The sequence below is a fragment of the Anaerococcus vaginalis ATCC 51170 genome (genome assembly GCF_000163295.1).
GTDB classification, from domain to species: Bacteria; Bacillota; Clostridia; order Tissierellales; family Peptoniphilaceae; genus Anaerococcus; species Anaerococcus vaginalis.
This window is the reverse complement of the sequence record NZ_GG700527.1, coordinates 948348-970414: the sequence shown is the minus strand read 5'-3', so window position 1 is coordinate 970414 and position 22067 is coordinate 948348. Positions and strand designations below refer to the sequence as shown.

General features: G+C 27.4%; 21 protein-coding genes, 1 tRNA gene and 1 other RNA gene. 18 read left to right on the top strand and 5 right to left on the bottom strand.

Features of this window, described 5'->3' with window-relative positions; all coding sequences use genetic code 11:
* Positions 1-8 precede the first annotated feature (8 nt).
* Both HMPREF0078_RS04620 and HMPREF0078_RS04615 read right to left on the bottom strand, forming a co-directional pair.
* Entirely contained in the window at positions 9-278 is a 270-nt protein-coding gene (locus HMPREF0078_RS04620) for a metal-sensing transcriptional repressor (RefSeq protein WP_004838968.1), read from the bottom strand.
* On the bottom strand, positions 278-2815 hold the full coding sequence (locus HMPREF0078_RS04615; protein ID WP_004838967.1) for a heavy metal translocating P-type ATPase: 2538 nt from the start codon (positions 2813-2815) through the stop codon (positions 278-280). Before HMPREF0078_RS04615 ends, HMPREF0078_RS04620 begins: the two co-directional genes overlap by 1 nt.
* Before the next feature lie 115 nt (positions 2816-2930).
* Between HMPREF0078_RS04615 and HMPREF0078_RS04610 the strand changes: the two genes are divergently transcribed.
* Positions 2931-3197 (top strand): acylphosphatase, encoded by a 267-nt coding sequence (locus HMPREF0078_RS04610; RefSeq protein ID WP_004838966.1) that lies wholly within the window; start codon positions 2931-2933, stop codon positions 3195-3197.
* A 45-nt stretch (positions 3198-3242) separates the two neighbouring features.
* Here HMPREF0078_RS04610 and HMPREF0078_RS04605 read toward each other — a convergent pair whose 3' ends face one another.
* Positions 3243-3584: a phage holin family protein gene (locus tag HMPREF0078_RS04605; RefSeq protein ID WP_004838965.1), complete on the bottom strand. Its 342-nt coding sequence runs from the start codon at positions 3582-3584 to the stop codon at positions 3243-3245.
* A 207-nt stretch (positions 3585-3791) separates the two neighbouring features.
* Between HMPREF0078_RS04605 and pfkB the strand changes: the two genes are divergently transcribed.
* The 10 genes from pfkB (at position 3792) to HMPREF0078_RS04560 (ending at position 15685) form a co-directional block, all read left to right on the top strand.
* Positions 3792-4706 carry a 1-phosphofructokinase gene (gene pfkB, locus HMPREF0078_RS04600; protein WP_004838964.1) on the top strand — a complete coding sequence of 305 codons (915 nt, stop codon included), beginning with the start codon at positions 3792-3794 and terminating at the stop codon, positions 4704-4706.
* Between the two features lie 109 nt (positions 4707-4815).
* On the top strand, positions 4816-6189 hold the full coding sequence (locus tag HMPREF0078_RS04595) for an aldehyde dehydrogenase family protein (protein ID WP_004838963.1): 1374 nt from the start codon (positions 4816-4818) through the stop codon (positions 6187-6189).
* A gap of 101 nt (positions 6190-6290) precedes the next feature.
* Complete coding sequence (gene dnaG, locus HMPREF0078_RS04590) at positions 6291-7964, top strand: DNA primase (RefSeq protein ID WP_004838962.1); 1674 nt, start codon at positions 6291-6293, stop codon at positions 7962-7964.
* A 26-nt stretch (positions 7965-7990) separates the two neighbouring features.
* Positions 7991-9835, top strand: a complete 1845-nt coding sequence (rpoD, locus tag HMPREF0078_RS04585) for an RNA polymerase sigma factor RpoD (RefSeq protein WP_004838961.1) — start codon at positions 7991-7993, stop codon at positions 9833-9835.
* Complete coding sequence (locus HMPREF0078_RS04580; protein ID WP_004838960.1) at positions 9836-10531, top strand: tRNA (adenine(22)-N(1))-methyltransferase; 696 nt, start codon at positions 9836-9838, stop codon at positions 10529-10531.
* Positions 10509-11276: a Nif3-like dinuclear metal center hexameric protein gene (locus tag HMPREF0078_RS04575; protein WP_004838959.1), complete on the top strand. Its 768-nt coding sequence runs from the start codon at positions 10509-10511 to the stop codon at positions 11274-11276. The genes HMPREF0078_RS04580 and HMPREF0078_RS04575 overlap by 23 nt, the downstream gene beginning before the upstream one ends.
* A 37-nt stretch (positions 11277-11313) precedes the next feature.
* Positions 11314-11649: RNase P RNA component class A (gene rnpB, locus HMPREF0078_RS08895), an RNA gene on the top strand.
* A 289-nt stretch (positions 11650-11938) separates the two neighbouring features.
* Complete coding sequence (locus tag HMPREF0078_RS04570; protein ID WP_004838958.1) at positions 11939-13567, top strand: C40 family peptidase; 1629 nt, start codon at positions 11939-11941, stop codon at positions 13565-13567.
* 48 nt (positions 13568-13615) lie between these two features.
* Positions 13616-14407, top strand: a complete 792-nt coding sequence (locus HMPREF0078_RS04565; protein ID WP_004838957.1) for a bifunctional 5,10-methylenetetrahydrofolate dehydrogenase/5,10-methenyltetrahydrofolate cyclohydrolase — start codon at positions 13616-13618, stop codon at positions 14405-14407.
* Positions 14408-14482: 75 nt separating this feature from the next.
* Positions 14483-15685, top strand: a complete 1203-nt coding sequence (locus HMPREF0078_RS04560; protein WP_004838956.1) for a carboxylate--amine ligase — start codon at positions 14483-14485, stop codon at positions 15683-15685.
* Positions 15686-15885: 200 nt separating this feature from the next.
* Here HMPREF0078_RS04560 and tpx read toward each other — a convergent pair whose 3' ends face one another.
* On the bottom strand, positions 15886-16398 hold the full coding sequence (tpx, locus tag HMPREF0078_RS04555) for a thiol peroxidase (RefSeq protein WP_004838955.1): 513 nt from the start codon (positions 16396-16398) through the stop codon (positions 15886-15888).
* A 154-nt stretch (positions 16399-16552) separates the two neighbouring features.
* On the opposite strand from tpx, the gene HMPREF0078_RS04550 reads away from it, so the two are divergent.
* From HMPREF0078_RS04550 to uraA, 7 genes are all read left to right on the top strand, one after another.
* Entirely contained in the window at positions 16553-17200 is a 648-nt protein-coding gene (locus HMPREF0078_RS04550; RefSeq protein WP_004838954.1) for a 50S ribosomal protein L25, read from the top strand.
* Positions 17201-17396: 196 nt separating this feature from the next.
* Positions 17397-18026, top strand: coding sequence for a dTMP kinase (gene tmk, locus HMPREF0078_RS04545; protein WP_004838953.1), 630 nt, complete (start codon positions 17397-17399; stop codon positions 18024-18026).
* The gene (locus tag HMPREF0078_RS04540; RefSeq protein ID WP_004838952.1) at positions 18023-18352 is read left to right on the top strand and encodes a cyclic-di-AMP receptor; all 330 of its coding nucleotides are present in this window, start codon (positions 18023-18025) and stop codon (positions 18350-18352) included. Before tmk ends, HMPREF0078_RS04540 begins: the two co-directional genes overlap by 4 nt.
* Before the next feature lies 1 nt (position 18353).
* Positions 18354-19184 carry a hypothetical protein gene (locus HMPREF0078_RS04535; RefSeq protein ID WP_004838951.1) on the top strand — a complete coding sequence of 277 codons (831 nt, stop codon included), beginning with the start codon at positions 18354-18356 and terminating at the stop codon, positions 19182-19184.
* Positions 19159-19977, top strand: a complete 819-nt coding sequence (locus HMPREF0078_RS04530) for a PSP1 domain-containing protein (protein WP_004838950.1) — start codon at positions 19159-19161, stop codon at positions 19975-19977. Before HMPREF0078_RS04535 ends, HMPREF0078_RS04530 begins: the two co-directional genes overlap by 26 nt.
* Positions 19978-20072: 95 nt before the next feature.
* Positions 20073-20249: an indolepyruvate ferredoxin oxidoreductase subunit alpha gene (locus HMPREF0078_RS04525; RefSeq protein ID WP_004813856.1), complete on the top strand. Its 177-nt coding sequence runs from the start codon at positions 20073-20075 to the stop codon at positions 20247-20249.
* Positions 20250-20401: 152 nt separating this feature from the next.
* Complete coding sequence (gene uraA / locus HMPREF0078_RS04520; protein WP_004838949.1) at positions 20402-21667, top strand: uracil permease; 1266 nt, start codon at positions 20402-20404, stop codon at positions 21665-21667.
* Between the two features lie 200 nt (positions 21668-21867).
* Here the strand turns inward: uraA and HMPREF0078_RS04515 are convergent.
* Positions 21868-21943, bottom strand: a tRNA-Thr gene (locus tag HMPREF0078_RS04515).
* Between the last annotated feature and the right edge of the window lie 124 nt (positions 21944-22067).

The window sequence follows — 22067 nt, the reverse complement described above, 5'->3', positions numbered from 1 at the left end:
ATTTAAAATTATTTGGATAATTTTTTTATTATTTTTTCGATTTCTTCGATTTTTTCTATTCCATCTTCATTGTTTTTATCAAGTGCCTTGTAGACGCAATGTTCAAGATGGGAGGAGAGGACGTCGGAATTTATATTTTTCAAAATTGAAATTGATGCCATTATTTGATTTGAAATATCTATACAATATCTGTCATCTTCAACCATTTTTATAAGTCCGTCTAACTGTCCTCTGACTGTTTTTAATTTTCTTAGGGTTTTATCTTTGTCAGCTTGCATTATTTATACTCTATGCCAACAAATTCATATCCAGCGTCATTTATTTTTTCTTTTATTTCGTTTTCATCAATAGCTCCAAAGTAATCGACTTCTGCTAGTTTTTCATCTAAATTAACTTCGGCATTTTCAATTCCAGAAATATTTTTAAGAATTTCTTCTACACGATTTTTGCAGTGGTTACAGCTCATTTGATTTACTTTTACTATCATTTTGTTTAATTCGTTCATTTTTTTCTCCTTTATATTTTTATTTTTTTCTTTTTGAATTTCTTCTTTTATTTTTTCTTCGTTTTCAAAATTTGCTTTAAATTTTCTAAGCCTTAGTGAGTTTAAACAGACAAATATTGATGAAAAACTCATGGCAAAAGCTCCAAACATTGGGGAAAGTTTTAACCCAAAAGCAGGATAGAGAAGACCTGCTGCAAGTGGGATTCCAATTATATTATAGAAAAACGCCCAAAAAAGATTTTCTTTAATGATTTTTATGGTTGATTTTGAAAGTTTTAATGCTGATACAATATCCAAAATATTATTGTTTATTAAAATAATATCGGCAGATTCTATGGCTACATCAGTTCCATTACCTATTGCCATTGACACATCACTTCTTGCAAGTGCTGGCGCATCATTAATTCCATCTCCAACCATCAAGACTTTTTTTCCTAGTTTTTGCAAATTTTTAATTTCTTTTTCCTTGTCTTGGGGCAAAACTTCTGCGTATTTTTCGTCAATATTTAAGGCGTTTTTTATTGCCTCAGCAGTTTTTTCATTATCGCCTGTAATCATCCTAACTTCATAGCCCATTTTTTTCATTTCATCAATTGCAATTTTTGATAAATTTTTTGGTTTATCTTGAACGGCTATTATTCCGATTACATTTTTTTCATCAGCAAAATACATAGAGGTTTTTCCCTCATTTGAAAATTTATCAGCTTTTTTCTCATAGGATTTTAAATCTATATTTTTTTCTTTCATCAAGGAAATATTTCCACCATAATAAATTTTGTTTTCATATTTTGCTTTTATTCCTTTACCAGAAATCGCCTCAAAGTCTTCTATATTTTTTGCTTGAATATTTTTAGCTTTTGCATATTCGCTTATGGCGTGTGATAGGGGATGCTCGCTATTATTTTCGATTGAGCTTGCAATTTTTATAAATTCATTTTCATCAATTTCTGAAATTATATAAGTAACTTGTGGTTTTCCTTCAGTTATGGTTCCAGTTTTATCTAGTAAAATTGTATCAACTTTGTGAAGATTTTCTAAGCTTTCTGCATTTTTAAATAAGAGTCCAAATTGGGCACTTTTTCCTGTAGCAACCATAATTGCCATTGGAGTTGCAAGTCCCAAGGCGCATGGACAAGAAATTACTAAAACAGAAATTGCAAAATTTAAAGAAAATTCGAATCCATATCCTAAAATCATCCAAATTACAAAAGTAAATAAAGAAATTATCATTACAGTTGGTACAAAAATTGCAGAAATTTTATCGGCAAGTTTTGCTATCGGTGCTTTTGTTTCATTTGCTTGATTTACAAGTTCAATTATTTTTGAAAGCGTAGTATCTTCTCCAACTTTTGTAGCTTCAAATATAAAAGAGCCTTGTTTATTTAAAGTTGCAGAAATAACTTCATCTCCAATATTTTTATTTACAGGAATTGATTCGCCGGTTATTGCAGATTCATCAACAAGAGATGAACCTTCTTTTACAATTCCATCAACAGGAATTGCCTCTCCTGGTCTAACTAAAATCAAATCTCCTTTTTTCAAATCTTCAACCAAGATTTCTACTTCATTTTTATCTTTTAAAATTCTAGCTTTTTTTGGAGCAAGATCCATCAAAGATTCCAAAGATTTTTTTGTTTGACCTTTAGATTTTTTTTCGAAATATTTTCCCAAAGTAATCAAAGTCAAAATCATTGCTGATGATTCAAAATATAGGTTATGCCTATAATTTTCTACAATTTCAAATTTTTCAAAGCCAAGACCATAAGCCATTCTCATTATGGCAAATATTCCATAAATCAATGCGGCAAAAGATCCAAGTCCTACTAAAGTATCCATATTAGATGCTTTGTTAAAAAGAGCTTTAAAACCGGAAATATAAAAAATTCTATTTACAAAAACTATTGGCAAGGTTAATAAAAATTGCAAAAAAGCAAAGTTTACACTGCCACGCGCTCCCATTAAAAAATGAGGAAGTGGAAGATTTATCATGTGTCCCATAGAAACATACATAAGTGGAATCAAAAATATAAAAGAAATAATTAATCTGTTTTTGACAATTTTTTCTTCATCAAAAGTTTTATTATTTTCTTTTAAATTTTTTTTATTTTTTGGCTTTGCTCCATAGCCAATTTTTTCAACAGCTTTTATAATATCATTTTCAGAAATTTTTCCATCATCATAAGAAACAGTCATGGTTTCCGAAATAAGATTTACATTTACAAAATCAACGCCGAGTTTTTCGACAGCTTTTTGAACATTTGCCTGACAAGATGCACAAGTCATTCCACTAACATCAAAGCGTTCTTTCATTTTACCTCCTAACTAACACCGTGTGGGGGTGTTATTTTTATTATATGCTTATAATAATTTTTGTAAAGAAATATTTTTTAATTTTGATGGGTAGAAAATAAATAAGGAGTAAAAAATGAAAAGATATAATATGATTTTTAAAGGGAGAGTACAAGGAGTTGGATTTAGATATAAATCTTATTTGCTTGCAAATGAACTTGGCTTAACTGGAGATGTAAATAATTTATATGATGGAGATGTTGAATTAAATATTCAAGGAGATAGAGAAAAAATAGATTTATTTTTGGAAAAATTGGCTATGGATAGATTTATAAGAATTGATGATATAGAAATTAAAGAAAAAGAATTAATAAATAATGAGGAAAAATTTAAATTGTCTTAAAAATTAAATTGTAACAAAAAAGGCTCTTGCAAAAATACAAGAGTCTTATTTTTTGTCGAAAAAATTGCTTATTGCAGGATTTATTATTGCAAGAATTATTGATGCAATTAAAGCAGTTCCAAATGAATTTATGCTTGCACCACTTGCAAGATTAAATGTAATTTGTAAAACAATTGCGTTTACTATAAAAGAAAATAAACCAAAAGTTACAATTGTTAATGGAAGAGATAATAATTTTAAAATTGGTTTTATAATTGCATTTACAAACATTAATATTAAAGCAGTAATTATTATTGCTTTATTTTCTGTAAAAGTTATTCCATCAAATAAAATATCAAGAAGATAAAGACTAATTGCGTTTGCAATCCATTGAATTAAAAATGTCATTATTTTCACCTCGATTCAATAAGTTATTATACAATGACTTTACAAGTTGAAATAAAAAAATCAATATTTAAAGTAAAAAGCTCCATTTCTATGTGAAATGTACTATAATAATCTTGACTCATTATTTTGGATAAGAGTTGATATTAAATTAAAAATATTTATTTTCTAAAATAAATAAAAAAGAAATGAAATTATTGAGGAGAAGAAATGATTTATACACTTACTTTAAATCCATCTATTGATTATGTTTTAAAAATAGATCAGTTTTCTGATGGAGAAACTTTAAGAAGTAATGCAGAAGAAAAATATCCTGGTGGAAAAGGAATTATGGTTTCTAAACTTTTGAAAAATCTTGGAGAAAATTCAATAAATATTGGTTTTCTTGGAGGATTTACAGGAGATTTTATTAGAAAAAAATTAAATGAGTTGGGAATCGAGGAAGATTTTACGAGAATAGAAGATGATTCTAGAATAAATGTGAAATTAAAATATGAAACGGAAACTGAAATTAATGCCCAAGGTCCTCAAATTAAAGAAGAAGAAATTGAAGAATTTTTAAATTATTTAGACCAATTACAAGAAGATGATTTTGTAATAATATCTGGTTCAATTCCAAAATCTTTGGGAGATGATTTTTATAGGTTTATTGTAAATTTACTTGAAATGGATAATGTAAGATTTGCTCTAGATACTTCTGGTAAAAAATTATATAAACTCTCATCTTATAAACCATTTTTAGTAAAGCCAAATAAGGATGAACTTTCTGAAATTTTTGAAGATAAAATTGATAGTGATGAAAAAATTGTAAAATATGCAAGAAAATTAATTGACCAAGGAGCTGAAAATGTAATTGTTTCACTTGGTAAAGATGGCTCAATGTTTATTGATAGTAATATAGTTTATAAAGCAAGACCTATTGAAGGAAAATTAATTAATTCTGTTGGAAGTGGAGATAGCATGGTTGCAGGATATATTTTTGGCTATATGAAAGGATTTTCAAAACTTGATTCATATAAACTTGCAGTCTCTTGTGGAAGTGCAACAGCCTTTAGTCCTGATATTGCTGAAAAAAAACTTATAGATGACATTTTTAAAAAAGTTGATGTTGAAGAATGGAAATAAAGCTATATGATTAAAAATCAAAAAAATAATTTTTCACTAGCTTAATAATTTAAGCTGGTGTTTTTTTATTGTTTAAAATTGGGTATAGGTAAAGTAAGCGAGGTAAGATATGAAAGAATTAGAAAAAATTATAAATGAACAAAAAATATTTTTTAGAACTGGCTTAACCAATACAGAAGATTTTAGAAAAAAAGCTTTAATAACTTTAAAAAATTCTATTGATAAGTATAAGGAAGAAATTATTTATGCCTTAAAAATGGATTTAAATAAATCAAGCACAGAATCTTATATTTCAGAAATTGCAAGTGCCTATGCAGAAATAGATTTTTCCTTAAAAAATTTATCAGATTGGATGAAAGATACAAGAGAGATTACAAATATGGAGGCAATGCCTGCAAAATCTTTTACAAGATATGAACCTTTGGGTGTGACTTTAATTATTTCTCCATGGAATTATCCGTTTTTGCTTGCAATAAATCCAATTGTAAATGCAATTTCAAGTGGTAATACTGTAATTTTAAAAACTTCAAAAAAATCTTCTTATACATCAAAAATAATAAAAAAATTATTGGATGAAAGTTTTGATAGGGCGTTTATTTATTGCGTTGATAATGAAAAAGTAAGTCATGATGAACTTTTATCTTACAAATACGACCATATATTTTTTACTGGCTCTCAAAAAGTTGGAAAAATTATTATGAAAAAAGCAAGTGAAAATTTGACAAAAGTTACTCTTGAGCTTGGTGGCAAATCTCCTTGTATAGTTGATGAAAGTGCAAATTTAAAATTTGCCGCAAAAAGAATTATTTGGGGAAAGCTTTTAAACAGCGGACAAACTTGCGTTGCTCCAGATTATTTGTTGGTTCATAAAGATGTTAAAAAAGAACTTTTGAGATTGATGAAACAAACAATATTAGAATTTTATGGCGACAGAGCATTGGAAAATCCTGATTATCCAAGAATAATTGACAAAAATTCTTTTGAAAGACTAATTAATTTGATGGAAGGTCAAAATATTTACACTGGTGGTTTGTATAATTCAAAAACTTTAAAAATTGAGCCTACAATAATTGATGATGTAGATTTTGTAAATAAAATTATGCAAGAAGAAATTTTTGGACCAATTCTTCCAGTAATAGAATATGATGATATTTTTAAAGTAATAGAAAAATTAAAATTTATGGATAAACCTCTTTCAATGTATATTTTTAGTGAAGACCAAGAACATATTGATAGACTAACTTATGATTTGTCATCTGGTGGAGTTTGTATAAATGATACAATAATGCATTTGACAAATCCTAATTTAGAATTTGGAGGAGTTGGAGAAAGTGGAATGGGTGGTTATCATGGGAAATTTGGTTTTATGAATTTTTCAAACAGAAAATCTATAATGATTAGGTCGAACAATATTGATATAAAAATAAAATATCCACCATATTCAAAAGGTCAAGAAAAAATAATTAAAAAAATTTTCAAATAAGAATCCTAATTTATCTAGGATTCTTATTTTTTATTTTATTTTAATTTATTGAATAAAAAAATTACAAAAGTATAATAGCTTTTATATCAAGGGGTGGTTTAATGGTGTTTATATCTGATGAAAAGAAAAATGAAATTTTAGAAAATTCAGATATTGTAGCAATTATTGGAGATTATGTAGATTTAAAAAAATCTGGAAACTCTTATAAGGGTTTGTGTCCTTTTCACAACGAAAAGACACCATCCTTTACAGTTGATGACAGGAAACAATTATTTCATTGCTTCGGTTGTGGCGAAGGTGGAGATGTTGTTTCTTTTATTATGCACAAAGAAGGACTTTCCTATATTGATTCTATGAAATATTTGGCTAAAAAAGCTGGTATAAAACTTGATGATACAAAATCTTCTAAAGAAAATAAAATTTTAAATAGATATTACGATATTAATAAAGATATAATGATGTATTTTTACAAAAATTTGTTGACTGATAAGGCGGGACAAATTTATTTAAAAAACAGAGGATTTAGATCAAATATTGTAAATACTTTTATGCTGGGTTTTGCAAAAAATTCTTGGGATGATTTATTAAATTATGTAAAAAATAAAGATTATCTTTTGGATGATATTGAAAATTTGGGTTTAATTAAAAAATCTCAAAATGGAAAATATTATGATAAGTACAGAAATAGATTGATTTTTCCAATTATAAATCACTATGGAAAAGTTATTGGATTTGGTGGAAGAAGTATTGATTCTACTATGCCAAAATATTTAAATTCACCAGAAAGCCAAGTTTTTAAAAAAAGATACAACCTCTATGGTTTAAATATTTTCAAAAAACAATCTAATAAAGATATTATCTTGGTTGAAGGATATATGGATGTAATTGGTTTAAATAATCAAGGCATTGACCAAGCTGTTGCAAGTCTTGGGACATCTCTTACAAATGATCAGGCAAAACTTTTAAAAAGATATGCGAAAAATGTTTATATTTGCTACGACGAAGATAATGCTGGAATAAAAGCTACAGATAGGGCAATTGAAATTTTATTAGATGAAGGAATAAAACCTAATATAATTAGCCTTGAAAAAGGTCTTGATCCAGATGATTTTGTAAAAAAATATGGCAGAGATGCTTTTATTAAAAAAATGGATGAGGCTAGTGATGTTTACAATTACAAGTATAATAAAATTCTCGACTTATATGCAGATAGTAAGGACAATGAAAAATTTGAAAAATTAAATTTATTTATAGAATTTTTATCTTCAATAAAATCAGATCTTACTAGAGAAATTTTCATAAATAATGTAAGCAAACTTTTTGATATAGATAAATCTACTTTAAAAGAATCTGTCTTAAAGTATAATGATAACTACAAAAAGACTTACAAAAATCAAAATAAAGATAGTTTTTATAATAAAAATGATTTTAAAAATTTTAACGCCAATCAAAACACAATTATTGAAAGAAAAAAATATTCTGTTTCCACAAATGAGCTTGAAGCATTAAGATTATATCTTAATCAAAAAGATGAGTATGATGAAAATAAAGAGTTTTTTGATCAAGTAATAGTGGATGAAAAATTGCTTGAAATAAAAGAATATATTGACAAAAATGGTTTTGATAAGATAAGCGAAAATTTTTCGAATGACTACCAATTTATTATAGATTACATCAAAGATAAGTCCAATAAGATTGTAGGAAAAGAATTAATAGAAAAAATAAATTTAGAAAATAGAAAAAAACTTTTAAAAAAGTTAAGAAATAGAGACTAATCACTTCAAAGCTGGAGGGGAGACTTATGACTAGTGATAACGAAAAGATGCTAGAAGATGATCTTCTAAGGGAAATAATAGATGAATTTAAATCTATTAGTGAATCTCAAGATGGGGTTGTAACTTACAAACAAGTTTACACTTTTGAGACCTTTAAAGAAATGGAAGATGAAAGCAAAAAATATGTTATAGGCCAAATTATATCCAATGGAATAGAGATTGTTGAAGAACAAAGAACTGTTTTGGACGAAGATGAAGATGACGAAGAAATCAGAGAAGATCTTGATAATGATGACGATGAAGATTTTTCAGATGAAAAACTTGAAGATCACATGAAAAAAGTTTCTAATAAGCAAAAGTTAGAAAAAAAGTTTATGCAAGATGAAGCTATCACTGGTATAAAGTTGGATGACCCTGTAAAAATGTATTTAAAAGAAATTGGAAAAGTTAAGCTATTAGATGCTCACGAAGAAATATTTTTGGCGAAAAAAATGGAGCTAGGAGATATTGCTTTCAGGAGTAAAAGTGGCAAAAAACTTACCAAACAAAATAAAGTAAAACTTGCTTTAGATATATTTTATGGAGATCTTTCATTAACTATACTTGGTGCAAATCAATCAATTTTAGAAAATAAAGAATTAGATGATGAAACAAAAACAAATCTTGAGTCATTGATTGAAATTGGAAATCAGTTTGAAAATATGTTAAACCAAGAATTAACAGATGAGCAATTGGAAGCCATAAAATCTAAAATACTAATTTGCAATATTGCACAAAAATCTATAGCAGACAAAGAATTAAGCGAAAAAGAAGCAAATATTTTGTGTGATTTATTTGATAATTTTGGAAAATTAGTTGCAACAAAAGAATCTGACGATATAGTTTCACTAATTTATTTAGCTTTTTCAGACCTTTACAAAAAGGGAGCTGAAAATGAAATTTTAAAAACCAATGATAGGCTGATAATTAACGATTTAATAAATTTTTCAAACAAAGCCAGGCAAGTTTATGAATATAAGCCGCTTTCAGAATCAAGTATAAAAGATTTGGAAAGATTTACAAAAACCAAAAATCTGTGCAAGAAAATTTTTGAAGATCAAGGATTTGATGCAGACGATGTAAAAAGATTGAATAGGGCAATATTTGATGCAAATAGGGCAAAACAAAAATTAGCAGAGACAAATTTAAGGCTTGTTGTATCAATTGCAAAAAAATATGTAGGTCGTGGAATGAGCTTTTTGGATTTGATTCAAGAAGGAAATATGGGACTTATGAAAGCAGTTGATAAGTATGATTACAACAGAGGATTTAAATTTTCCACTTATGCAACTTGGTGGATAAGACAAGCTATAACTCGTGCTATTGCCGACCAAGCTAGAACAATTAGAATTCCTGTTCACATGGTTGAAACAATAAATAAATTAGTTAGAATTCAAAGACAATTAGTTCAAGATTTAGGTCGTGATCCATCAAACGAAGAAATTGCTGAGCAAATGGGAATTGAAGTTGAAAAAGTTCAAGAGATAAGAAAAATTGCCCAAGAACCTGTTAGTTTGGAAACGCCAATAGGCGAAGAAGAAGACAGCCATTTGGGAGATTTTATAGAAGATGATACAGCTATAAATCCTGATGATGCAGCAAATTATTCAATGCTTAGAGATCAACTAAATGATGTCTTATCTTGTCTTGGAGCAAGAGAAAAAAGAGTTTTACAATTAAGATTTGGACTTATAGATGGAACTCCAAGAACATTAGAAGAAGTTGGCAAAGAATTTGATGTTACACGCGAGAGAATTAGACAAATAGAAGCAAAGGCGCTAAGAAAATTAAAATCGCCTAATAAGAGTGAATTATTGAAAGACTTTTTATAAATGAAAATTACTAAACGACTAGAAAAAATAGCAAAGCTAGTTGATGAAGGTAAAAAAGTAATTGATATTGGGACTGATCATGGATTAGTCCCTTTATATTTAGCAAAAAATGAAATATCAAAAGAAATTCTTGCAACAGACATTTCAAAAAAAAGCCTTCAAAAACTAGAAGAAAAGCTAGATGATAATTTAAAAAAAATAATAAAAACAAAAGTTTGTGACGGACTAAATGATATAGAAATAAAAGACAATCAAATAGCCATAATTGCAGGAATGGGTGCAGTTACTATAATTGAAATTATTTCTAATAATATAGAAAAGATAAGAAAACTTGATTATGTAATTGGTGAAGGAAATATAGGAAATGAAAAATTAAGAAAATTTTTAAATGAAAATAATTTTTTTATTGATAAGGATTTTCTTATTAAAGATGGTAGAAAACATTACGATATAATTAGATTTAAGAATGGAAAAGATAGAAAACTTTCTTTGGGAGAAATTTATTTTGGTAAATTTATCTACCAAGATATCAATCCATTATTAAAAAAAAGACTTGATCAAATTTATAAGAAAAATATAAAATTTAAAGAAAATATAGAAAAATTTTCAGAAAATAAACAAGGATTAGACCTTATTGAAGAAAGATTAAAAGCTATAGAAGAGGTTAAAAATTATGAAAATAAAAGATGTAATTAAATTTTTGGAAGAAAGATTTCCACTTTCACTACAAGAAGATTGGGACAATTCTGGACTTCAAATTGGAAATATAGAAAATGACCTAACAAACATAATGATTTCTTTGGATCTTGATGAACAAACAATACAAAAAGCAAAAGAGAAATCTTGTAATTTGATTATAAATCATCATCCATTTTTATTTTCTTCAATTAAATCAATAGACTTAAACGAAGAAAAGGGAAAGATAATTAAAGATTTAATTAAAAATGATATTACAGTTTTTGCCATGCATACCAATCTTGATATAGGTAAAGGCGGAGTAAATGATAATTTAGCAAAACTTTTAGAGCTTAGAGATATTTCAAATTTAGATACAAATAATGAAAATCCTATGGCAAGATTTGGATATACAGATGAAATAACAGCTTATGATTTTTCAAAATATATAAAAGAAAAATTAAATTGTAAAGGACTTATACTTTATGGAGATAAGGATAAAAAAATAGAAAAAGTTGCTCTTTGTGGAGGAGCTGGCAGTGATTTTATAAATGATGCAATTGATAAAAATTGCGATCTTATTGTAACAAGTGATGTAAAATATCATGAGGCTATAGATAATTGTAAAAAAATAAATATAGTCGATCCAGGACATTTCGCAAGCGAAAATCATATTATTTATATGATAAAAGATTTATTAGAAAAAAATTTTGCAACAGGAATATACGCATGCGCAAAAAAAGATTCATATAGAGAATTTATATAATCTTTACAAATAAAAAAATTATGATAAAATAAATAACGGAGTAAATTGAATAATCGCGTCAATGACGAGGAAAGTCCGTGCACCACAGAGTAAGGATGCTAGATAACGTCTAGTAAGGGTGACCTTCAGGCAAGTGCAAAAGAAAGTATACCGCCAAAAATTTTTGGTAAGGGTGGAACGGTGAGGTAAGAGCTCACCAGATAATTAGTGATAATTATGCTGTGTAAACCCCATCCGGTGCAAGAACAAAAGGGACATTAGGATTTCTACTCGAAACAGTCCAGTATGGTAGTTCGCTTGAGCTAATTGGTGACAATTAGCCTAGATAGATGATTATTTTTAACAGAACACGGCTTATAGATTTACTCTATTTTTATTAAATTTAACTATCCTAATATAAAAGGGTAGTTTTTTTATTGGAAAATTTAAAAATAAATTGTAACAAATAAGAAAAAAATATAGAAAAAGTTACGAAATAAAAATAATTTTTCAAATATTTTAAATAAATTGGGTTTGTACAAGTGTTTTCACAAATAAACATAAAAAATATGTCAAAAAGTGTAATTTTTTTGTAACTTCTTATTGACTATTTTGTTAAAAAGTTATATTATAATTCTAGATTTCATAACAGATAAAAAAACAAATTTTAAACGGAGGAAACAATGAGTAAGAAAAATATAGGATCGACAATAGGAGTGTTAGCCGCAGTTACAATAGGTGCTTCTGCTTATGCTTCTACGATTAATAATTTAGATAAAGAAGATCAATCAAAAAAGGTATTAGAAAATAATGTATCTTATATTGAAAAAGAATATGCATCCAAAGTTAATTCTGTAAAAAAAGATTATTCTAACGAAGTTAAAAATACTAAATTTGCAGAAAAAACAGATACAAAAAAAGATGCAAAATTATCTAAAACAAGAAATTTGGCTGATCCTACACTTTTTGAATCATCAAGTGAAGATGCTATAGTTAAAGCTGTAGATGAAAAAATTCAAGAAAATAAAGAAGAAGATCAAAATAAAAATCAAAATACAGTTGAACAAGCTTTAGAACAAAGCCCTGTAGTTGAAAAGTTTGTAGCTGTAGAATCATTAAATGTTAGATCTTCAAAAAATGATCAAGAAAATAACGTAATAGACGTATTAAATAAAAATACTAAAGTAAGTGGACAAGTTGAAGATGGTTGGTTAAAAACTGATAAAGGATACATAAAATTAGACTTTTTATCTGATCAAGCTGTAGAAGATACTAACCAAGAAGATTTAATAGCCCAAGAAGAGGCAAGAAAAGCTGAGGAAGCTAAAAAAGCTGAAGAAGCAAGAAAAGCTGAGGAAGCAAGAAAAGCTGAAGAAGCTAAAAAAGCACAAGCTAGCCAAGCAACAAGTTATACTGGCTGGGTAAATGTTAGTGCATTAAATGTAAGAAGTGGAGCAGGAACAAGTTCTAGCATTATTGGATCATTGTCAACAGGAGATAAAGTTTCAGGAACACTTCAAAATGGTTGGTTAAAAATTAGTTATAATGGACAAGTTGCTTATATATCTGCAAACTGTTTATCAAATACAGAAGTTAAAAAGCCAGTTGTTGAGAAAAAACAAGAAAATAATACACCAGCAAAACAAGAAAATACAGTTCAATCTCAAGCTTATACAGGTTGGGTAAATACAGCTGCATTAAATGTTAGATCAGGTGCATCAACATCATACAGTATAATAGGCTCTTATACTATGGGAGATAAAGTTAGTGGACAATTAGCTAATGGATGGTTGAAAGTAAACTATAATGGAAGAAGTGGATATATAAGTGCAAATCTACTTTCAAGCAAAGAAGTTGCTAAACCACAACAAGTTGTAGAAAATAATAAATCAAATAATAATGCAATTGGACAACAAACCGCAACTCAAACACCTCAAGCTTCAGCAAGTGGGCAAGCTGCTGCAAATATTGCTAGACAATTTGTTGGTTATCCTTACGTGTGGGGAGGAGCATCTCCAAGTGGATTTGATTGTTCAGGTTTAGTTTATTATGCTTATAAACAAATTGGAGTTAATTTAAATAGAAATTCTGCTGCACAATTCTCTAATGGATATTCAGTAGGTATCAATAATTTGCAACCAGGAGATCTTGTATTCTTTAATCAAAGTGGATCTATAGACCATGTAGGAATGATTGTTGATTATAATGGTAATTATGTTCATGCAGTAAGTCCAGGAGTTGGAGTTCAAATTGGAAATATCTATAATTCATGGAGTCAAAGAGTATTTGCAGGAGCAAGAAGAATATTTTAATTAAATAAATTAAAAACACCCTTAGGGGTGTTTTTTTAGGATTAAATTATGAAGATTATTAAGTCAAATGAAATAAAAAATGATATATTAAAAAATATAAAATATTGCAATAAAAAGAAAAGCTTATTAATAATATCTCAAAATAATGATTTAGCTGTAAATCAATATAAAAATGCAATTATAAGAAGATGTAATGAATTTAATATTGATTATATTGATAAAGAATTTAGTAAAGAAGATAATCATTTAGATATAATAAATTATTGTAATAATTTAAAAAATATTGATGGTTTTATAGTTCTCCAACCTCTCTTAGAGTCGACAGATCTAGATTATTTAAGAGAAAATATTCCTTTTAATGATTTAGATGGCTTTAAGTATGATTCTTTAGGAAAAATAATGAGTAAAAAATTTGAGAATTTACCACAAACAGTAAAGTCTATTATAAAATTTATTAATTATATGAATTTAGACTTGGAGGGAAAGGATATAATAATAGCTAATTCAACTAATATTATTGGAAAACCATTAGCTATGTATTTAAATTATAAAAAAGCTTCAGTAACACTCTTTAATTCAAAAACAAAAAATCAAAAAGAAAAAATTAAGAATTGTGATATATTTATATCTGCAATTGGAAAAGCAAATTATTATAATAAAGATTATTTTAGAAATGGACAAATAATAATTGATGCAGGAGTAAGTTTTGTAGATGGAAATATGTACGGCGATATTGATTATGAATATATAAAAGATTTAGATATAAAAATTGTTACTTGTAAAAATGGAGTAGGCTCTATTACAACCTTATCGTTATTAGAAAGTCTTTTATATAGTTGAAAAGCATTTATTTTTCTTTATGGTATAATTATAAAGTGATTTAAAATGGCAAAAATTTAATAAAAGGCGAAGTATATGAAAAAATTTAAATTAGTAATTTTAGGTACAGATTTAAATGCTTATGGTGTTGCAAGAAGTGCGCATGAGCTTTATGGAATAAAATCTATATGTATGGGAATAAAAAATTTAAGGGATACAAGAGATTCTAAAATATGTGAAGTACATACAAATGAAAATTTTGAAGATGATAATGTTTTTGTAGAAGAGCTGATAAAATTAAAGAAAAAATATAAAGATTATGAATTGATTCTGATTTCTTGTTCTGATGGTTATTCATCCTTACTTGTTAATAATAAAGAAAAATTAAAAGACTATTATTTATTTAATTACGTTGATAAATATATGCAAGAGAAATTAGAAAATAAAATTGATTTTTATGAAATTTGCGAAAAATATGGTCTAGATTATCCTGACACAGTTATTACAAATGACAATACAGATGAATCAATTAAAAAAATTGAATCAGAATTGTCTTATCCTATAGCATTAAAGGCAAATGATTCAATTGAATTTTATAATACTCATTTTGAGGGGAAGAAAAAAGCTTATAAAATTCACAATAATGAAGAATTAGTGAAAACTTTAAATCAAATTTATAATGCTGGATATACTGGAAAAATGATAGCACAAGATTTTATTCCGGGAGATAGCTCTGATATGTATGTTTTAAATGCTTATGTAAATACAAGTTCACAAGTAAAAATGATGAGCCTTGGAAAGTGTTTGTTAGATGAAGTCTTACCTTTAAATATCGGAAATTATAATGCTTTGGTAACAATGGGAGATGACAATATATATAAGCAATATAAGAAATTTTTGGAAGAAATTTCTTATACAGGTTATGCAAATTTTGATTTAAAATATGATAAGAGAGATGGAAAGTATAAGGTATTCGAAATAAATATAAGACAAGGCAGGTCAAGTTTTTATATGAATGCAGCCAATAATAATTTTATTAAATATCTTGTAGATGATTTAATTTTTAATAAAGATGAACCATGCTATTATGAATATGAAAATGGATTATGGTTGTATGTTGATCCATCAGTTTTGAAAAAATATGTTAATAGAAAAGATAAAGACTTGGCTTTAAAAATGTTAAAAAAAGGCTATGTTTTTACAACTTGGTATAAAAATGACAAAAATTTTAAAAGATTTCTTAATTATATGAGAAGAAGATTTTCAACTATTAAATACTATAAAAAATTTTCTAATTAAATAAATTGCATATGATTTTAATGTAGGTATGCATAATTTTATTTTAAATTTTTAGATTAAGAGTATAAAATAATTTTTTGTAATTATATAATTGTAAATTTATTTTTAAAGGCAAATTCAAATTTGAGTTTGCTTTTTTATTTTACATAAAAAATAGCTAGATTCCTCTAGCTATTTTTGTGATTTTAAAGATTTTATTTTTATACTAATTTTTTTGCAGCTTCTAATGCAGCTTTATAATCAGGTAATTCTGTGTTTTGTTCTAAATATTCAACATGAACTAATTTATTTTCTTTATCTACAACAAAAACTGCTCTGTTTTGTAGTTTTAATTCTTTGATTAGGGTTGCGTATTTGTCTGCAAAATCTAAGAAATTGTAATCTGATACTGTTTTTACTTGATCTATTCCTTTTGCTGAGCAAAATCTTGCTTGGGCAAATGGTAGGTCGTTTGATATTGTTACGATTGAAACATCAGGGCTTATATCTGCAGCAGCCTTGTTGAATTTTGTTGTTTGTATTTCGCAAACTGATGTATCAAGTGATGGTACTACTGATATAATTTTTATTTTTCCTTCTTCTTCTTTATAAAAATCATATTCTGACAAGTCGTTATTTATTGCCTTAAAGTTTGGAGCGCTATCTCCAACTTTTAGTTCTTCGCCTATTACTGTGATTTCTTCTTCACCGAATTTTTTCTTTCTTTCTGTCATTTATACCTCCTAAAATGTATAATTGTTTCTATATTAATATACCCATTTTTTTTATTTTGTAGGAGAAATTTTAAATAATTAGATTATTATTGTCAAATGCTTTTAAATAAGGTATAATTAATCAGTATGAAAGTTAGAAAATAAGGAGGAAGCAATGGCAGATATAGTTTTAAATTCAGAAAAAAGAGAAGCTGTCGGAAAAAATAAAGTTAATAAACTTAGACAACAAGCTATTGTACCAGGTGTTGTATATGCTAAAGATAAAGAAAATATAAATGTACAATTTACTTCTAGAGATTTTGAAAAAGTTTTGTCTCAAGCAGGTACAACTACAATTATTGACTTAGATATTGATGGAGAAAAGGTACCAGTACTTATTAAAGATTATCAAATGCACCCATTTAAATCTCAATTTTTCCATGTAGATTTCCAAGCAATCAATGCTAAGGAAGCTATCAGAGTAACTGTTCCAGTTTACTTAAATGGAAGAGATGACATTAGGGTTGAACCTTCTGTATTAGTTCAAAATATTGATTCAGTTGAAGTTGAATGTTTACCAATGTATATTCCACAATATGCAGAATTGGAAGTTACTGATATGCAAATTGGTGATTCTTTCACAGTAGCTGATTTTGATATTGCAAAAGATGAAAATATCAATATTCTACTTGAAGAAGATGAAGTTGTTTGTTCACTTCAAGAACCTCAAGAAGAAGTTGTTGTTGATGAAGATGGCGAAGGTGAATCTGCAGCTGATGTACCAACTGTTAATGAAACTGAAGAAAAAGAAGACGAAGAATAAGTCTAAGAAACAAAGACCTTTACTGGTCTTTTTTTTTTGCAAAAAATTATTTTTGATTTTAAATTTTTCTATTAGAATTTTTTAAAAAAATTTGAAATTTTCTTACGAATTTTGTTTTTGAATTTATAAAAATTTTTTAATCAAGGAATGTTTTATAAAACTATTAAATGTTTGAAGTATTTGATATAATAATATTATGAATGGATTATTAATTGTATTTGAAGGTCCTGATGGTTCTGGAAAAACTACTGTCTTGGAAAAAGTTTATAATAAGCTTTTGGAAGATGGGTATGATATATATAAGTTTAGGGAACCTGGTGGAACTGATATTTCAGAAAAAATTAGAGAAATTATTTTGGATAATGAAAATATAGAAATGAATCCAAGGTGTGAGGCCTTGTTGTATGCAGCAAGTAGGGCTCAATTGGTAGGTGAGAAGCTTAGACCTTTGTTGGAAAAAGGTTCAATAATTCTTTGTGATAGATTTGTTCTTAGTTCTATGCTTTATCAAGGAATTGGAAGAGGTCTTGGTGTAGACGAAGTTAAAAATATTAATGATTTTGCCATCGGAGAAATTAGGGCGGATTTAACTTTGTTTTTGAATATTGACTATAAAACTGCCATTGATAGAAAAAGGAAAAATTTCATTTCTGATCGTTTGGAAAACGAAGATGATTCTTTTCACAAAAAAACTTATGATGGCTATATAGAATTATCCAAAAGGTTTAAGGATGAAATTATTTCAATCGATGCTAACAAAAGTATAGATACGGTTGTAGATAATTGTTTGGCTACTATAAAAACATATTTAAAGGAGAAAAAATGAAACTTTTAATAGCTATAGTTCAAGATGCGGATGCAAATTTTTTGATGGATTCTTTGACAGACAAAAGATATAGGGTAACAAAGCTTGCAACAACAGGTGGGTTTTTGAGAGAAGGAAATACTACTCTTCTTATTGGTATTGAAGAGGAAAATCTTGATGAAGTAAAGCAAATTATTGAAGATAATTGTAAAAAAAGAACAACTCAATCATCAGTAATTAATCCGACGGCAGATTCTCCACTTTTGGCAACAAGCGCACCAGTTGATGTGAATGTTGGTGGAGCTACTGTATTTATTTTGGATGTTGACCAATATATAAGAATCTGAAATGATAGAAATTTTAGAAAATCAAATAAAAAATGATAAACTTTCCAATGCCTATATCTTTGAATCAAAAAATTCTTCTTATAATCTAGATAAGGCATTGGAATTTTCTAAGAGCGTTTTTAATAATTTTGGTATAAGTACCAAGCTTGAAGAAAATCCTGATTTTGAAATAATAAAAAAAGATGACAAGGAAAAAAATATAAGCATAAAGACCATTAGAATTTTGATAAAAGATATGTATCTAAGACCTAGTAATGGTAAAATTAAAATTTATATAATTAAAGATAGCGAAAATTTGAGCATTGAAAGTTCAAATGCCCTTTTAAAAAGCATAGAAGAGGCAAAAGATTATATAATTTTAATTTTTACAACTAATAATGCTTATAGTCTTTTAAAAACCATAAGATCAAGATGTCAAATCATAAGTTTTAAAAGTCAAATAGAAAATGAATTTGTAGATAGGGAAAAACTATCCTATATATTGAGTGAAATAATTTCTGGAAATTTTTCTTTTTATTACAAAAATAAAGATTTCTTTTCAAAGGCAAAAGATTATAAGGAAGAATTATTTGTAGAAATTTTAAATTTTTTCAATAATTTGATAAAATTAAAATATTACAAGAATAATGCAAAAGAGAACAAGAAAGTTTTATTTTACTTGAGAAAAATAGAAAATTTACCTTTTGATTCTATTGATAGGATAATAAGAAAAGCCGAACAAATAACAAAAGGATTTAAAAATAATGTAAATTTCGACATGGCAGTTGAAAATTTCCTTATTTTTATATATAGAGAGGGGAGAAATATTGAAAGTAGTAGGGATAAGCTTTAAAAAAGCAGGAAAAATATATTATTTTAATCCACTAGATTTTGATTTACATATTGGAGATATGGTCATAGTTGATTCTAATTCATGTCTTGAAATGGGAATAGTTAAAACGCCAATTAAAGAAATAAATAAAAGCGATTTTGACCGTGAATTAAATGAAATTATTAGAAAAGCCAGTAAAGAGGATCTAGTTGAAGAAGAAAGAAATAGAAAAGATGCCTTGGAGGCTGTAGAAATATGCCAAGAAAAGGCAGACAATCTTGGACTTAATCTTCATGCTATTGAAGCAGAATTTACTTTCGATAGAAAAAAATTACTCATTTATTTTTCATCAAATAATAGAGTGGATTTTAGAAAACTTGTAAAAGAACTTGCATCAATTTATAGAAATAGAATTGAACTTAGACAAATCGGAGTAAGAGACCATGCAAAATTGGTTTCAAGCGTAGGAATTTGTGGACAAAAATGTTGTTGTGCAAGATTTTTGAGCGATTTTCAACCCTTATCAATAAAAATGGCAAAAGAACAAGATATAACCCTAGATCCAAATAAAATTTCAGGTTTGTGTGGAAGGCTAATGTGTTGTCTATCTTACGAAAATGAAAGCTATAAAATAGCAAAAAAATCAATGCCAAAAGTAGGCGAAAAAATTCAAACAGAAGATGGAATTGGCGTTGTTGTAGAAAACAACTATGTAAAAGAAAAATGTAAAATTAGAGTAAGAATAGAAGAAGACGATACAGAAATCGAAAAATCTTATTGCCCAAAGGATATAAGAAGAATAGTTGACAAATAATTGATAAAAATGAGAAAATATTGAGATTTACTATCATTTGACATTAGTTAATTTAACTACTATAATATTAATATAACAAATTAGGAGGTAAAATTATGGCTTATAGAATAGATGAAAATACATGTATATCATGTGGATCATGCGAAGGTGAATGTCCAGTTCAAGCAATTGAACAAGGAGACGCAGCATACGAAATCGACGAAGATGCTTGCATCGATTGTGGATCATGTGCAGCTGTATGTCCAGTAGAAGCAATCTCACCAGCAGAATAAGATATATACATATAAAAAGTAAGGCTCAGTTTATACTGAGTCTTTTATATTGCTTAAAATCTTTAAAAATGACAAAATTAATAATTACAAAAATAATTGACAATTTTTACATTTTTTGCTAATATATCTTTTGATGTAAACAAGGAGGCATTATGAAAAATTCTAAAAAAATTTACCACGTAGAAGATAAGTTACCATTTAAATTATTGTTACCACTTTCAATCCAACACACATTCGCAATGTTTGGAGCTAGTGTCTTGGTCCCTATTTTATTTAAAATAAATCCAGGAATAGTACTTTTTATGAATGGTATCGGAACATTATTATTTATATTAATTACCAAAAAGAAAGCACCTGCTTATTTGGGATCATCATTTGCATTTTTAGCACCAGGAACAGCTATTATTGCAAGTCAAGGATTTCAATATGCGCAAGGTGCTTTTATTGTGGTCGGAACTCTAGGATGTTTTTTGGCATATATAATTTATAAATTTGGAATAGGATGGATAGATGTAGTATTGCCACCAGCAGCTATGGGTTCAGTCGTTGCCCTAATAGGATTTGAGCTTGCAGGAAATACAGTAACAGGCGGTTCAATCGGAGCAAACTTGATGACAGATACAGCAAGTTATAAAGATTTTATAATATTTGGAATTACACTTTTTACAGCCATAATCGGTTCAGTATCATTCAAAGGATTTTTATCAACAATTCCAATCCTAATAGCAATAGTAGTAGGATATATTTGTTCAGTATTTTTTGGAATGGTAGATTTTACACCAGTCTTAGAAGCAAAATTATTTACCCTACCAAACTTTTCAGCACCAAAATTTTCAATAGAAGCAATTTTATCAATGCTACCAGTAATATTAGTAATAACAAGCGAACACATCTCCCACCAAGTTGTAACAAGTAATATTATAGGAAGAAATTTATTAGAAGATCCAGGTCTACACAGGTCAATATTTGCAGACAACTTTTCATCAGCCCTTTCAGGATTAGTAGGAGGAGTACCAACAACAACCTATGGAGAAAATATAGGAGTTATGGCAATAACAGGAGTATATTCAGTTCAAGTAATAGGAGCTGCAGCAGTTATATCAATATTAATGGCCTTTGTTGGACCACTTGCAGCCTTAATTCAAACAATACCAGGAGATGTAATAGGAGGAGTAACCTTCTTGTTATATGGAATGATAGGAACAAGCGGTATAAGATTATTAGTAGATCAAAAAGTAGACTATTCAAAATCAATAAATTTAATCCTAACATCAACAATATTTATAGCAGGATTATCAGGCCTATCAATAAAATTTGGTTCAATTCAATTACAAGGTATGGTACTAGCTTCAGTAGTAGCAGTCCTCTTATCAGCTTTTATGACCTTGCTTAGAAAATTAAATTTAATAAATCAATAAAAAATAAAAATCAAGCTGTAAATTTATGGCTTGATTTTTTTAGTAATAAAAATTCAAAAAGAGACTAATAAAAAATGAAATAAATTTATTTTTTAAAAGTCTCTTTATTAAAATTGGATAAACAAAAAAAGAAATAAATTTATTTAATAATGTAAAAATTATAAAATTTAAAATTTTAAAATTAAAAATGGGCAAAAAAATGGAGCCACTTCCCAGGATCGAACTGAGGACCTCATCCTTACCATGGATGCGCTCTACCTACTGAGCTAAAGTGGCACATAATGTAATATACCATAGAAAAAATATTTTTGCAAATAATTTTAAATTATACAATAAAAACGGTATAATAGGGGTAATTGTAGTAAATTTATGAAATTTATGGTATAGTAAACTTATAATA